The following is a 13,940-nucleotide window of genomic DNA, read 5'->3' as shown; positions in this document are numbered from 1 at the left end:
CCATGGGGCAGAGTCTCGCGAGTCCGTTCAGCGTATCGCCGAGAAATGGGGAAGCACCGCCCTTACGGGTGAACGTGCGCCGGGTCGGTCGGGGTGGTGGCCTTCTTCGGGCAGGTCAGGGCGGTGTTCCAGTTGTGGAAGCGGCCCGCCGGGTTGTCGCGGTAGGCCCACAGGTGGAGGTCGTAGTGCTTCGGCATGCCCGCCCAGTGGCCCGGCATCGGGCCGTCGAAGGGCAGGCCGAACATGCTCGGCCGGTCGTCGGAGGTCTTCAGGTCCTGGTCCCGGTCGGTGGACATCCACTCCACGGTCTCCAGCTTGCGCCGGCCGTGGGAGTCCTTCGCGGTGCTGTAGAGGAGCGCGGTCGGCCGGCTCGGGTCCTTCGAACCCCAGTTGGCCTGCTTGACGTAGTGGTAGCCCATGGCGCCCGCGCCGAACGGATTGGTCATGCACTCCTCGCCGTGCGGGACGTAGCCGTCCTTGAGCGCCTCCCGCTCGTCCACGTACTTGGCGGTCACCGCCATCGCCGTGGCCATGTCCCGCATCGCCTGGACGTTGCGGGGGTCGGGCGCGGGCCCGTCCACCGCCTGGGCCGTCGGGACGGCGGCCAGGGCGAGGGACGCGGCGGCCAGGCAGGTCAGGGCGGCCTTCAGGGGGCGTGCGTGCATCGGGGCTCCTGAGGTGGGGGCGTGCGTCCACCCTGTGCGGGGGCGCGGGCGGGCGCACGCGGTGCTCACCCAAAGGAGGGCGGGCGGCGCCCGCTCAGGCGGCCGCCCGGGCGGCGTAGGCGCGCACGTCCGCGTCCGGGTCGGCGGTGGCCGTCGCGAGCGCCGCGCGGGCGGCCGGCTCGACCCGGTGGGCCAGCAGGGCGAGCACGACGGCCTTGCGGACGTCGGCGTTCGGGTCGGCCAGCGCCCCGGCGAGGCGCGCCACCGCCACCCCGGGCCGCGCCGCGGACAGCGCGGCCGCGGCCCCCGCCCGGACCTGCCACGCCGGGTCCCCGGACAGCGCGGCCACCGCCCGGTCGGCGTACGGGCCCCCGCACCCGGTGGTGGCCAGCGCCCCCAGCGCCGCCCCCCGCACCAGCGGGTCCGCATCGCCGAGCAGTACCTCCAGCGGCTCCGGGCGCGCACCGCGCACCGCCGCCAGCCCCTTGGCCACCGCCACCCGGACCTCGCGCGCCCCGTCCCCGGCGGCCCGCGCGAGGGCGTCCACCGCGTCCACCGACACCAGGGCCCGCACCGCGTGGATCCGCACCTCCGCCTCGGGGTCGTCGAGGTGGCCGGCGTACAGCGGCGCGTCCCCCAGCCGTAGCGCCCGCAGCGCCTCCAGCGCCGCCGAGCGGACCACCGGGTCGGCGACCCGCGGGTCCGTCACCGCCAGCGCGGCCCGCAGCCCGGCGGCCAGCGCGGGCTCCGCCGGGAGCACCTCCAGCAGCTCCCGCAGCGAGGCGGCGGCCACCGCCCGTACCGCGGGGGAGGGGTCGGCGAGGCGCTCGGCGAGCGCGGGTCCGGTCCCCGCCGGGACGCTCTCGCTGACCGCGGCCACGGCGGCCGCGCGCACCGCCGGGTCCGGGTCGACGAGGTAGGGCCGCAGCGCCGCCAGCCCCGGCGCCTCCTCCGCCAGCGCCAGCAGTTCGAGGATCCGGGGCGAGCCGGCGGCGGGGGCCCAGGGAACGACGGCCGCCGTCACCGGGGCCCCGACCGTCCGCGCCACCGGCGAGCTCCCCGCCCCCGTCCCCGCTCCCGCCGTCGCGACGTCCAGCGGGTGCACCTCGCCCAGGTGCCGGGACGCCCCGCCCGCCGGTGCGAACTCCGCCACCGGCACCAGGTACGGCTCCACCGGGCGCGCCGTGAACTCCATCGCCCCGCCGGGGGACTTGCGCAGGTCCAGGTGGTAGAGCCAGTCCTCGTCGGAGCGCTCGGGGTGGTCGAGCCGCTCGTGGTAGAGCCCCCAGCGGGACTCCGTGCGGGCGAGCGAGGAACGGGCGGCCATCTCCGCGCAGTCCCGGATGAAGGACACCTCCGCGCACCGCATCAGCTCGTGCGGGGTGCGCGCGCCCATCTCGGCGATCTCCCCGGTCATCCGGTCGAAGGCGGCCACCGCGAGCGAGAGCTTCGCGCCGGTCTTCGGCGGGGCGACGTAGTCGTTCACGAACCGCCGGAGCTTGTATTCGACCTGCGGCTGCGGCGGCCCGTCGGGCGTGCGCAGCGGCCGGTAGACCAGCTCGTGCGCGGCGGCCACCTGGTCCGCCGGGAGGGGGCCCTCGTAGGCGGTGTACCGGGAGGCGTCCGCGCCCGCCAGGTCACCGAAGACGAAGGCGCCGATCATGTAGTTGTGCGGCACCGAGGCCAGGTCCCCGGCCGCGTACAGCCGGTCCACCGTGGTGCGCGCGTGCGCGTCGACCCGCACCCCCGAGGCCGAATGGCCGCCGCACAGGCCGATCTCCGAGATGTGCATCTCGATGTCGTGGGTGCGGTAGTCGTGCCCGCGGCCGGCGTGGAAGGTGCCGCGCGTGGGGCGCTCGGTGGTGTGCAGGATCGATTCGAGGGAGCTGATGGACTCCTCGGGGAGGTGGCTGAGCTTGAGGTACACCGGCCCCCGGTCGGAGGCGAGTTCGGCGGCGAACTCGGCCATCATCTGGCCCGACCAGTAGTCGGAGTCCACGAACCGCTCGCCGTGCCGGTTGACCTGGTAGCCGCCGAAGGGGTTGGCGACGTACGCGCACGCCGGCCCGTTGTAGTCCTTGATCAGCGGATTGATCTGGAAGCACTCGATGCCGGTCAGGGCGGCGCCCGCGTGGTAGGCCATGGCGTAGCCGTCGCCCGCGTTGGTCGGGTTCTCGTACGTGCCGTAGAGGTAGCCGGAGGCGGGCAGTCCGAGGCGCCCGCAGGGGCCGGTCGCCAGGATCACCGCGCCGGCGCGCACGGTCACGAAGGCGCCCGTGCGGGTGTGGAAGCCGGCCGCCCCGATCGCCCGGCCGTCCTCGGGCGAGGTGAGCACGCGCACCGGCATCACCCGGTTCTCGATCCGGATCAGCTCGCGCATCTCGCGCCGGCGCAGCTGCCGGTAGAGCACCTTCTTGACGTCCTTGCCCTCGGGCATGGGGAGCACGTAGGAGCCGGAGCGGTGCACCTGGCGGACCGCGTACTCGCCGTGCTCGTCCTTCTCGAACTTCACCCCGTACCGCTCCAGGCGCTGCACCATGGCGAAGCCGCGCGTCGCGGTCTGGCGCACCGTGGACTGGTCGACGATCCCGTCGTTGGCCCGGGTGATCTCGGCGACGTAGTCGTCGGGTTCGGCCCGGCCGGGCACGACCGCGTTGTTGACGCCGTCCATGCCCATGGCGAGGGCGCCGGAGTGCCGTACGTGCGCCTTTTCGAGCAGGAGCACGCGGGCACCCCGCTCGGCGGCCGTCAGCGCCGCCATCGTCCCGGCGGTGCCGCCGCCGATGACGAGGACGTCGCAGGAGATCTCCTCGGCCGAGCCGATCGCGGGGATGTCCACGGGTGCTGCCTTTCCGTTCGGTACAGATCAGGGGGTGTTGCCGTCGGGGCCCGGCGGGTCCTCGCGCAGCGAGCGCAGGACCTCCGCGCGCAGGGCGCCCTGCGGGGCGTCGCCGGCCGCCGACCGCTCGCGCGGACGCGGTACGTCGAGCACGCGCCCGGCGGCGAGCAGCGCGACCCGGTCGCCCAGGAACAGCGCCTCGTCGACGTCGTGCGTGACGAAGACGACGGTCGCGCCGGTCCCGGCGAGGACCTCGACCAGCAGGTCCTGCATCTCGGCGCGGGTACGGGCGTCGAGCGCGCCGAAGGGTTCGTCCATCAGGACGGCCCGCGGGCCGCCGGCCAGCGCCCGGGCCAGCTGGACCCGTTGGCGCTGGCCGCCGGAGAGCCGGTGGGGGAGCTTGTCCGCGTGGTCCGCCAGCCCCACCCGCTCCAGCCAGCCCGCCGCCGTGGCGCGCCGCTCGGCCCGGGGCACCCGGCGGATGGCGAGCGGGAGTTCGACGTTGGCCCGCACCGTCCGCCAGGGCAGCAGGGCGTCGTCCTGGAAGACCAGCGCCCGGTCCGCCTCCGGGCGCAGCACCGGCCGGCCGTCCTGCTCCACGCTGCCCGCGAGCGGCGGCAACAGTCCGGCCAGGGTGCGCAGCAGGGTGGACTTCCCGCAGCCGGAGGGGCCGACGACGGCCAGCACCTCGCCCGCCTCGACCTCCAGCTCGACCCCGTCGAGCACGGTGGCGGGGCCGCGGCCGAGGCGTACGCCGCGCAGCGCGAACCGCGCCCCCGCGGCGGCGGGCCGACTCTTGTGTGCGGCCGGGTCGGTGGCCGTGCTGACCGTGCTCATGCGGGGGTCACCTCTTTCACCGTGTGGTCGTGCGCGGTCCGGCCCCGCGGCGTGCGGCCCCGTGGCCCGCGCGGGCGGGGGATCCGGGCGGTGGGCGTGGAGCGGGCGCCGCGCTGCGGGAGCCAGTCGGTCAGTCGGCGGCCGATCCGTTCGACGGCCGTCGAGGTCAGCCAGCCGAGGGCGCCGATCGTGGCCATGCCGACGAAGACGCCGGGGTAGTCGACCACCGTGTAGTCCTGCCAGGTGCGGTAGCCGACCCCGTACTCGCCGGAGATCATCTCGGCGGAGATCACGCAGATCCAGGACACCCCGATGCCGACCGACAGCCCGCCGAAGATCCCCGGCAGCGCGCCCGGCAGGACCACGGAGAACAGCACCCGGGCCCGCCCGCCGCCCAGGGTCAGGACGGCCTCCTCCCACACCGGGCTCAGCGCCCGCACCGCGTGCCGGGTGGAGACCAGGACGGGGAAGAAGGCGGCCGCGCAGGTGATGAAGACGATCCCCTGCTCGTTGGAGGGGAAGAGCAGGATCGCCACCGGGACGAGCGCGATCGCGGGGATCGGCCGCAGCACCTCCAGCACCGGCCCCAGCAGGTCGGCGGCCACCTTCGAGCGGGCGATCGCGGTGCCCACCGCCACCCCGCCCACCGCCGCGAGCGCGAAGCCCGTGACGATCCGGCGCAGGCTGTCGGCGAGGTCCTGCCAGTACGGGCCCGTCGCGGCCCGCTCGGCGAACTTCGCGGCGACCTCGCCGACCGTCGGGAACTGCTCGAAGCGCAGCCAGAGGTTCACGTCCAGCGAGGTGAGCAGCTGCCACGCGAGCAGCGCGACCCCGAGCGAGGCCAGCCGCAGCAGCCGGCGACCGGCGCTGCCCGCGCGGCCCGTGTCGCTCGCGCCGCCCGTATCGCCCGCGCCGCTCACGCGGGGGACCCGGCGAGGCCCAGGGCCTCCTCGTAGGTCACCGTGCGGGCCCCGCCGCCGGAGTGCGCGGCGACGTACGCCGCGGCGCCCGCGGGGGTCACGAAGGCGCGCAGCTCGGCGCCCTCGGCCACCCAGACCGCCTTGTCGGCGAACCACGGGGTGCCGGTCACCGCGTCCGGTACGTAGCCGGCCCGGACCTGGCCGCCCGCCGCGCGCACGGCCCGCAGCAGCTCGCGCGGGGAGTCGTAGGCGGTGGTCCGGTCCGCTCCCTTGAGCCACAGCCGGGAGCGGGCGCCGGTGGCTGCCGGGTAGGCCGGGCCGGCCGCCGCGGAGATCCGCCGCAGCGGCTCCGGGTCCACGAAGGCGTCCACGTCGACGCCGCCGACGAGCTTGGCCGCCGTCAGCACCGGCACGTCCTGCTTGAGCGCGTCGATCAACTCCGGCCGCAGCGCCGGGTCGAAGGTCGCTATGCCGTCGGCGCCGTTGTAGAGGTAGACCACCTCGGCGGGCAGTCCGGTCGCCTTGGCCACCGACTCGGCGGCGGCCACGGGCTGGTCGCGCAGGTAGGAGGTGGCCTTCTGCTGGGCGCGCAGGAAGTCGTCGAGGACGCCGGCCCGTTGGTGGGCGAACTTCTCCCGGACGGTGACTCCGTGGAAGGTCGCCAGCTTCAGTTCGGCCCCGTCGTACAGGGCCTTGGCCCGGCCCTCGAAGGCGAGCTGGCCCGGCCAGGCCACGAACTGCGAGAGCGCGTCGACGCTGCCCGCCTGGAGCGCCGAAGCGCCCACGCTGGGCTGCTGGTTGAGTTTCTGGATGCCCTTGTCGGGGTCGATCCCGGCGCGCTGCAGGGCGCGGACGAGGGTGCCGTCCGCGGCCGATCCGACGCTGGTGGAGACCTTCTTGCCGCGCAGGTCGGCCAGTGACTCCAGCTTCGAGTCGGGCGCGGTGACGATGGTGTTGAGGCCGCCGCGGAGGTTGTAGCCGGTCACCGAGACCAGGTGGGTGGGCTGCTTCAGCTCCTTGCCGCGGGCGGCGTTGATGAGCAGCGGGAAGTCGCCCATCGAACCGATGTCGATCTTCCCGGCGGTCATCTGGGCGGTGATGGGCGCGCCGGTCGCGTAGTCCTGCCAGTCGACCTTGTAGGTGACCCCGTCCCGCTCGCCGCGGGCCGCCAGCTCCTGTTCGAAGTAGCCGAGGGAGCGCAGCAGGGTGCCGGCGGTGACGGTGTTGATGGTCTTCGACTGGTAGCCGACGGTCACCGTGACCGTCCTGGCGCCGTCCGTCCCCTCCCCCTGGCCGCCGCAGGCGGTGACCAGGGGCGCCAGGAGGAGCAGGGACGCGAGGGTTCTCGTACGCGGGGCGGTCCGCGGGGGAGTGCGCATGGGGATCGGGCCTTTCACCGGAGCAGGTAGGGCATGTTGACGGTCACCGCACCGGTGGGACAGCGGGCGGCGCAGGGGCCGCAGTACCAGCACTCGTCGACGTGCATGTAGGCCTTGCCGCTGTCCTGGTGGATGGCGAGCGAGTCGAGCGGACACATGTCGACGCAGAGGGTGCAGCCGTCGATGCACAGGGACTCGTCGATGGTCACGGGCACGTCGCCGCGCTGGGGGGCCAGAGGCATGGCTGTCTCCAGGAAGGAGGGGAAGGGGAGGGAACAGGGGGTTCAGCGGTCGCGGCGCAGCAGTCCGCTCATGGTGATCCGGTCGCCGCGGAAGCGGATGAACTCCAGGTCGACGGGGCGCCCGTCGGCGAGGTGGGTGAGCCGCTCCAGCATCAGCACGGCGGCGCCGCGCGGGGCCTGGAGGACGGCGGCGGAGTGCGCGTCGGCGCTGACGGCCTCCAGGGTGATCTCGGCGTGCCCCAGCGGGCCGCCGGTCAGGGATTCCAGGAGCCGGAAGACGTCGGTGTGCTCCAGGTCGCAGTCGAGGAGCCCGGCGCCGATGTCCATCGGGATGTAGGTGAGGTCGAGGGAGAGCGGCAGACCGTTCAGCCGGCGCAGCCGCTCGATGTAGAGCACGTCGGCGTGTTCGGGCACGCCGAGGCGCTCGGCGACGGGCGCCGGGGCCGGTACGGGCCCCATCGTGCGGACCTCGTTGCTGACGGTGCCGTGCTCGTGCAGGGTTTCGGCGAGGCCCTGGAGGCGGTCGAGGCCGTGCGGGTACTTCTCGCAGACGACGACGGTGCCGACGCCGGGCTGGCGGGCCACCAACCGCTCGCCGCGCAGCAGGTCGAGGGCCTGGCGGACGGTGTTGCGGCTGGCGCGGTAGTCGGTGGCGAGGGCGTCCTCCAGCGGGAGGACCCCGCCGGGGTAGTGGCCGGCGAGGACCTGGTGGCGCAGGAGGTCGGCGAGCTGCCGGGCGCGGTCCGCGCGCAGCCGTCGGCGGCGCGCTGCGGCGACCGGGACGGTGTGCTCACGGAGGCGTTCGGCTGGCATGCGACGGAACATACCGAGGGGCCCCGGGCGGTGGTGTTGCCGCAGTGTTGCGCCACCGGGCGGCACCCGGCGTACCGCTCTGACCTGGGACGACGGCGGGGTGGCGGAAAGATCCGCCACCCCGCCGCAGCCGTGCGTCCCGAGGTGTGGACTAGCGGGCGTCCGCGATGCGGCCGGCTGTGACGCGGGCGGCCGCGATCGTGCCGGTGACCTCGCCGAGGCCGACCTTGGTGCCGTCGGGGCCCGGGGCCCAGGCGGTCATGGTGACGGTGTCGCCGTCCTCCAGGAAGGTCCGCTTGCCGTCCGGGAGCTCCAGGGCGTCGCGGCCGTTCCAGGTCAGCTCCAGGAGCGAACCGCGCTGGCCGGTCTCGGGGCCGCTGACCGTGCCGGACCCGTAGACGTCGCCGGTGCGCAGGGAGGCGCCGTTGACGGTCATGTGGGCGAGCTGCTGCGCCGCGGTCCAGTACATCGAGGAGAACGGCGGGTGCGCGACCTCGTGGCCGTTGATCGCGACCGTGATGTGCAGGTCGAAGCCGCCCTGCTCGTCGGCGCCGGCGTCGGAGTCGTCGAGGTAGGGCAGCAGCGGGAAGTCGCGGGCCGGGGGCGCCACGCGGGCCGCGTCCAGGGCCTCCAGCGGGGTGACCCAGGCGGAGACGGAGGTCGCGAAGGACTTGCCGAGGAAGGGGCCGAGCGGCACGTACTCCCAGGCCTGGATGTCGCGCGCCGACCAGTCGTTCAGCAGGAAGAGGCCGAAGACGTGCTCCCGGAAGTCGCCGAGCGGCACGGCCGTGCCCAGCTCGGAGGGGGTGCCGACGACGAAGCCGACCTCCGCCTCGATGTCGAGCTTGATGCTCGGGCCGAAGACGGGCGCCGGGTCCGCGGGCGCCTTGCGCTGGCCCGAGGGCCGCACGACGTCCGTGCCGGAGACGATCAGGGTGCCCGCGCGGCCGTGGTAACCGATGGGCAGGTGCTTCCAGTTGGGGGTGAGCGCGTCACCGTCGGGGCGGAAGATCTGCCCGACGTTGGTGGCGTGGTGCTCGCTCGCGTAGAAGTCGACGTAGTCCGCGACCTCGTACGGCAGGTGCATGGTGACGGCTTCGAGCGGCACCAGGTGGGGCTCGACGGCGGGCCGGTGGCCCGGGTCGGTGACCCACGCGGTGAGCGCGCGGCGCACGTCGTGCCAGGCGGTGCGGCCGGCCGCCAGCAGCGGGTTGAGGGAGGGCTGGCCGAGCAGCCCGGCGTACGGGGACCCGAGCGCGAGGGCGACGGCTCCGGCGTCCAGCACGTACCCGCCGATCCGCACGCCGACGCGCCGCCGGGGCTCCGCGGCCCCGCCCGTCTCCTCGGCGGTCGAGAACACGCCGTACGGGAGGTTGTGCGGCCCGAACGGGTCGCCCTCGGGTACGTCGAGGGGGCTCTGCAGGGGCATGGGATACTGCCTCGCTTTCCGGGCGGCCCGGGGGTGTCCCGGGTTTTGTTGACACGTTACGTGCCTGGTGAGGCCTGCGGGAGGCCGGATTCGGGCGCTATTTGTAGGACTTGTCCAACGAGGTCCGTATCCTTGAACCCGTGACTTCCGCCCCCCTTCGCGCCCTCCCGTACGCCCTGATCGCCACTGACCTGGACGGGACGCTGCTGCGCGCAGGTGACACAGTTTCCGCCCGTTCGTACGCGGCGCTCGCGACGGCGCGCGCAGCAGGCGCCCGGCACATCATCGTCACCGGGCGCCCCGTCCCACAGGTCCGGCACGTCCTGGACGACCTCGGCTACACGGGGCTCGCGGTGTGCGGACAGGGCGCGCAGTTGTACGACGCGGCGCAGGGCCGGATGCTGCACTCCGTCGCCCTGGACCGGGATCTGGCGGAGGTCGCCCTCGGCAAGATCGAAGCGGAGGTCGGCGAGGTGTTCGCGGCCGTCAACCGGGAGGGTCTGGACGCGGAGATGCTGATGGGGCCCGGCTACCGGATGTGGCACCCGCACCTGCCGACGGTCCGCGTGCCGCGCCGGGCGGACCTGTGGTCGGCCCCGATCAACAAGGTGCTGCTCCAGCACCCCGAGCTGGACGACGACGAGCTGACCCGGGTCGCCCGGGGCGTGGTCGGTGACCTCGTCAACATCACGATGGCCGGGGAACACACGGTGGAGATCCAGCCACCGGGCATCGACAAGGCCAGCGGGCTGGGCCGGGCGGCGGCCGTCCTGGGCCTGGACGCTTCCTCGACGATCGCCTTCGGCGACATGCCGAACGACATCCCCATGTTCGCCTGGGCCGCCCACGGGGTGGCGATGGCGAACGCGCACCGCGAGCTGGTCGCGGTGGCGGACGAGGTGACCCTGTCGAACGAGGCGGACGGCATCGCGGTGGTCCTGGAACGCCTGTACGCGTAGCGGGACCCGGGGGACGCCTCAATCGCCGGCCGGGCTGATCTGCCCCGCCGGAGGCCCCGCGCCGCGACCGCCCTCCCTCCGGGGACGCCTCAAACGCCGGCGAGGCTGATCCCAGCCTGCCCGGCGTTTGAGGGCAGTCGGTAGGCCGCGCGGGCGGGCCGGGCCCGATTCAGCCCGCCCGGCGCTTGAGGGCAGCGGCCCGGCCTAGCCCGCGGCGCGCGGCAGGCGCCGTTCCCAGGTCCGGTGGAAGAGGACCTCGTCCCCCTCCCGGCACACGACCTCGTCCGACGTCACGAAGCCGCCCTCGTCGCACGAGATCCGGGACCGGGTCTCCACCCTCGCGTCCCACCCCCGCTCCGGCCGGTGCAGCCGGATCCGCCAGTGCGAGACGGTCCGGGCCGACAAGGGGTCGCCGTCCTCGATCTCGTACACCTCCCGCGCGTCCTCGCTGAACTCCAGCCCGTCCGGGTACACCCGCGTCCCGCCGTACCGCGGGTCCACCTCCAGCCGCCAGAGCCCGCGCGCCACGTCCCGCACGACCAGCCGCTCCGGTCGCGGCTCGTCCAGGGTCTCGGGATAGACCACGCCGAGGCCCTCGGACTGCTCCGGCGGCTCGAAGGCGACCTCCGGGCCCGCCCCCACGGCCGGGTCCCGGACCGGCAGGGTCAGCGCGCTCCCCGCGGGCTCCAGCGTCCAGCCCGCCTCGGACCCGGCCCGCGGCCAGATCCACGGCCAGTACGCGGAGGACACCGCGAGCCGGATCCGGTGCCCGGGCGGAAAGGCGTGCCCGATGCCGTTCAGCTCGAAGGTGACGTCCTCGTACGCGCCCACCGGCCACGGCACCGCCTTGTCCCGCCCCCGCCGCGCGGACAGGTTCAGCGCGCCCCGGGTGACCAGCGTCGAGGACCCGTCGGGCGCCACGTCGCAGACCCGGGCGACGACCTGCCCGTACGGCACGTCCATCCGCAGCCGCAGGGTGACCCGGGGCCGGCCCAGGACCTCCAGCCGCCCGCCCGCGCCCACCGGGAACTCGAAGCAGGCCGACTTGGCGTCCTCCTCGCGCTGGTCCGGCGGCAGGTCGCCGTCGTTGCCGAAGGGGAAGAAGCGGCCCGCGTCCAGGCCGGTGTGCTGCGGGGACACGACGAGGACCGGGTCGCCCTGGAGCGCGTACGTGTGCGGTGCGACCGCCGGCGAGGGCCAGGCCGGGTCGCCGACCCAGCGGCCCTCCATCCGCTCGTAGACGGTCGCCGGGCGGTGCGACTCGCTGATCCAGGAGCGCAGCAGCGGCTCGTCCATGACCCCGTTGTCCACGCCCTTGAGCCAGTGGTCCCACCAGCGCAGGGTCTCCTGGAGGAAGCCGATCGCGGGTCCCGGCGGCAGGCCGCGGTCGGGGTACTGGTGCGACCAGGGGCCGATCAGGCCGCGCACCCGCTCGGCCGGCAGGTGTTCGACGAGGCGCAGGACGGTGTCCCGGTAGGGGTCGTGCCAGCCGCCGACGGCCAGGACGGCCGCGCCGATCGCCGCGTAGTCCTCGCAGACGCTGCCGTGCTTCCAGTACGCGTCGCGGGTCTGGTGCGCGAGCCAGGTGTGGACGAGCGGCTGGAGCGCCTCCAGCCGGTCCAGCCACTGCTCCTTCCAGCCGTCGCCCGCGTAGAGCGGGTCCGGCGGGCGGGCGGCGAAGGCGAGCATGGTGGCGGCCCAGGCGTGCATGTCGACGGCGAGGACGGAGCCGCCCATGTAGTGCACGTCGTTGTCGTAGCGGTCGTCGGTGGAGCAGACGGTGACGACCGCCTTGAGCGGCTCGGGCGCGAGGGCGGCGATCTGGAGGGAGTTGAAGCCGCCCCAGGAGATGCCGAACATGCCGACCGCGCCGGTGCACCAGGGCTGCGCGGCCAGCCACTCGACGACGGCGACCCCGTCGGCCAGTTCCCGCGCGTCGTACTCGTCGCCGGGGTGGCCCCCGCTGTTGCCGTGGCCGCGCACGTCGACCCGCACCGAGGCGTAGCCGTGCCCGGCGTACCAGGGGTGGCGCTGCTGGTCGCGGGGCGCGGTCCAGTCGCTGAGCCGGTACGGGAGGTACTCCAGCAGCGCCGGAACGGGTTCGTCCGTCACGGGCCGCCAGATACGGGCGTACAGCGTCACTCCGTCGGGGAGCGGAATCCGGACATCCTCGTGGGTGGTCCCGTACGGGAAGTCGGTACGGATGTTCATGCGCGGCCTCAGCCCCTCGCAGTACTGGGAACGTGTGGACAGGCGGACGAGCGGACGGCCGGGCGGCCGGTCAGTGCACGGGGTGCATCGTGCGCTTCAGCCAGGGCGCGAGGGCGATCACGGCCAGGCCGGCGGCCACCGCGATCGCGCCGTTGACGCCGAAGTAGGCGGGGACGGAGACCTTGCCGTAGAGCTTGACCACCTGGGCCTGGATGCCGTTGGCGAGGGCCAGCGAGAGGAACCACAGGGCCATGGTCTGGCTGGCGTAGGCCTTCGGGGCGAGCTTGGTGGTGGCCGACATGCCGGAGGTCTCCAGCAGGACGTCGCCGAGGCCGAGCAGCAGGTAGGAGCCGACGATCCACCAGGCGGCCATCTTGAAGGCGTCGTCGCCCCCGTGCCCGGAGGTCGGGATGACCATCAACAGGAAGGACAGGCCGCCCAGGATCACGCCGAGGGCGATCTTGTTGGAGGAGTGCGGCTGGCGGCGGCCCATCCGGACCCAGACGGCCGCGACGACCGGGGCCAGCGCCACCTCGAAGGCGCCGAGCGCGGAGGCGTACCAACTGGCCGGGAAGTGGAAGCCGAGGATGGAGGTCTGGGCGTTCGTCGAGGCCAGCAGCATCATCGTCGAGTACGCCTGGAAGAGGATGAAGTTGAAGGCGACGGAGGCGAGGAAGAGCACCACGTACGGGCGCAGCCGTCCGCGCTCCTCGGCGCTCACCCGGGGGCTGCGGAACATGACGGCGAAGTAGACGACCGGGGCGATCACCGAGATCAGGGTGAGCAGGTCGACGAACCGGCCCATGGTGAGCCAGCCGAGCCGGGCCGTCAGGGTGGCGAGGACCGCCACGCCCAGCAGGCCGCCCACGATGCTCCACACGGCGCGGCGCATCGCCGCGGGGGCGAGGGGGTACTCGGCGGAGTGCTTTCGTCCGGCCAGATGGCGGCGTCCCAGCACGTACTGGATCAGGCCGGCCGTCATGCCGATCGCGGCGGCGGAGAAGCCCCAGTGCCAGCCCTTGTGCTCGCCGAGCCAGCCGGTGATGAGGGGACCGGCGAAGGCGCCGATGTTGATGCCCATGTAGTACAGGGCGAATCCGGCGTCGCGGCGCTGGTCGTCGGTGCGGTAGAGCTTGCCGACCATGCTGGCCACGTTGGGCTTGAGCAGGCCGGTGCCGGCGCTGATCAGGCCGAGGCCCACCCAGGTCATGGCGGCGGTCGGCACGGCCATCGCGTAGTGGCCGCAGGCGATCAGGACGCCGCCCCACAGGACGGAGCGGTAGGAGCCGAGGATCCGGTCGGCGAGCCAGCCGCCGGCCACGGAAACCAGGTAGACCATGGTTCCGTAGGCGGCCGACACGGACGCGGCGGTTCCCGGATTCATTCCGAGGCCGCCGTTGACTACGGTGTCCGCGAAGTAGAGAACCAGGATGGCCTGCATGCCCAGGAACGAGAAGCGCTCCCAGACCTCCAGTCCGGAGAGCGTCGCCAAGCCCCTGGGGTGGCCGAGGAAGGCGTGGTCGTCGCCGGGCGGCGGCTGGTCGGCCTCCGGGTCCGCCGGTTCGTCGATATCAGGCGCAGTTCTGGACAAAACGCATTCTCCGGTCGTATTGGCTCCTTAAGAACATACCGGTGCGGTTCGGGCA

At 74.0% G+C, this 13,940-nt stretch carries 11 protein-coding genes; 1 reads left to right on the top strand and 10 read right to left on the bottom strand.

The window, feature by feature from the left end:
- Nucleotides 1-62: 62 nt before the first annotated feature.
- From ACIQWR_RS32265 to fahA, 8 genes are all read right to left on the bottom strand, one after another.
- Nucleotides 63-665, bottom strand: a complete 603-nt coding sequence (locus ACIQWR_RS32265) for a hypothetical protein (RefSeq protein ID WP_404016877.1) — start codon at nucleotides 663-665, stop codon at nucleotides 63-65.
- 94 nt (nucleotides 666-759) lie between these two features.
- Nucleotides 760-3,504: a fumarate reductase/succinate dehydrogenase flavoprotein subunit gene (locus tag ACIQWR_RS32260; RefSeq protein WP_404016874.1), complete on the bottom strand. Its 2,745-nt coding sequence runs from the start codon at nucleotides 3,502-3,504 to the stop codon at nucleotides 760-762.
- Nucleotides 3,505-3,531: 27 nt separating this feature from the next.
- Nucleotides 3,532-4,341 carry an ABC transporter ATP-binding protein gene (locus ACIQWR_RS32255; RefSeq protein WP_404016871.1) on the bottom strand — a complete coding sequence of 270 codons (810 nt, stop codon included), beginning with the start codon at nucleotides 4,339-4,341 and terminating at the stop codon, nucleotides 3,532-3,534.
- Nucleotides 4,338-5,261, bottom strand: coding sequence for an ABC transporter permease (locus ACIQWR_RS32250; protein ID WP_404016870.1), 924 nt, complete (start codon nucleotides 5,259-5,261; stop codon nucleotides 4,338-4,340). The genes ACIQWR_RS32255 and ACIQWR_RS32250 overlap by 4 nt, the downstream gene beginning before the upstream one ends.
- The gene (locus ACIQWR_RS32245; protein WP_404016867.1) at nucleotides 5,258-6,640 is read right to left on the bottom strand and encodes an ABC transporter substrate-binding protein; all 1,383 of its coding nucleotides are present in this window, start codon (nucleotides 6,638-6,640) and stop codon (nucleotides 5,258-5,260) included. Before ACIQWR_RS32245 ends, ACIQWR_RS32250 begins: the two co-directional genes overlap by 4 nt.
- A 14-nt stretch (nucleotides 6,641-6,654) precedes the next feature.
- A complete protein-coding gene (locus ACIQWR_RS32240) occupies nucleotides 6,655-6,882 on the bottom strand; it encodes a ferredoxin family protein (protein ID WP_399267723.1) in 228 nt (75 codons plus the stop codon).
- Between the two features lie 42 nt (nucleotides 6,883-6,924).
- Complete coding sequence (locus ACIQWR_RS32235; RefSeq protein WP_404016864.1) at nucleotides 6,925-7,695, bottom strand: GntR family transcriptional regulator; 771 nt, start codon at nucleotides 7,693-7,695, stop codon at nucleotides 6,925-6,927.
- 151 nt (nucleotides 7,696-7,846) lie between these two features.
- Complete coding sequence (gene fahA / locus ACIQWR_RS32230) at nucleotides 7,847-9,124, bottom strand: fumarylacetoacetase (protein WP_404016862.1); 1,278 nt, start codon at nucleotides 9,122-9,124, stop codon at nucleotides 7,847-7,849.
- A gap of 140 nt (nucleotides 9,125-9,264) precedes the next feature.
- On the opposite strand from fahA, the gene ACIQWR_RS32225 reads away from it, so the two are divergent.
- Complete coding sequence (locus ACIQWR_RS32225; protein WP_404016860.1) at nucleotides 9,265-10,083, top strand: Cof-type HAD-IIB family hydrolase; 819 nt, start codon at nucleotides 9,265-9,267, stop codon at nucleotides 10,081-10,083.
- A 204-nt stretch (nucleotides 10,084-10,287) separates the two neighbouring features.
- Here ACIQWR_RS32225 and ACIQWR_RS32220 read toward each other — a convergent pair whose 3' ends face one another.
- Together ACIQWR_RS32220 and ACIQWR_RS32215 are read right to left on the bottom strand one after the other, a co-directional pair.
- Entirely contained in the window at nucleotides 10,288-12,294 is a 2,007-nt protein-coding gene (locus ACIQWR_RS32220; protein WP_404016857.1) for a CocE/NonD family hydrolase, read from the bottom strand.
- Nucleotides 12,295-12,364: 70 nt separating this feature from the next.
- A complete protein-coding gene (locus ACIQWR_RS32215) occupies nucleotides 12,365-13,885 on the bottom strand; it encodes a peptide MFS transporter (protein ID WP_404016854.1) in 1,521 nt (506 codons plus the stop codon).
- Between the last annotated feature and the right edge of the window lie 55 nt (nucleotides 13,886-13,940).

It is taken from the genome of Streptomyces sp. NPDC098789 (assembly GCF_044759975.1).
Taxonomy (GTDB): Bacteria; Actinomycetota; Actinomycetes; order Streptomycetales; family Streptomycetaceae; genus Streptomyces.
The sequence above is the reverse complement of the archived record's forward strand: the minus strand, read 5'-3'. Positions and strand labels throughout refer to the sequence as shown.

Excerpts from the sequence above, each read along its gene's own strand:
- ACIQWR_RS32240 (WP_399267723.1), bottom strand. The coding sequence starts at position 6,882 with ATGCCTCTGGCCCCCCAGCGCGGCGACGTGCCCGTGACCATCGACGAG.
- ACIQWR_RS32245 (WP_404016867.1), bottom strand. The coding sequence starts at position 6,640 with ATGCGCACTCCCCCGCGGACCGCCCCGCGTACGAGAACCCTCGCGTCC.
- ACIQWR_RS32265 (WP_404016877.1), bottom strand. The coding sequence starts at position 665 with ATGCACGCACGCCCCCTGAAGGCCGCCCTGACCTGCCTGGCCGCCGCG.
- ACIQWR_RS32255 (WP_404016871.1), bottom strand. The coding sequence starts at position 4,341 with ATGAGCACGGTCAGCACGGCCACCGACCCGGCCGCACACAAGAGTCGG.
- ACIQWR_RS32220 (WP_404016857.1), bottom strand. The coding sequence starts at position 12,294 with ATGAACATCCGTACCGACTTCCCGTACGGGACCACCCACGAGGATGTC.
- fahA (WP_404016862.1), bottom strand. The coding sequence starts at position 9,124 with ATGCCCCTGCAGAGCCCCCTCGACGTACCCGAGGGCGACCCGTTCGGG.
- ACIQWR_RS32235 (WP_404016864.1), bottom strand. The coding sequence starts at position 7,695 with ATGCCAGCCGAACGCCTCCGTGAGCACACCGTCCCGGTCGCCGCAGCG.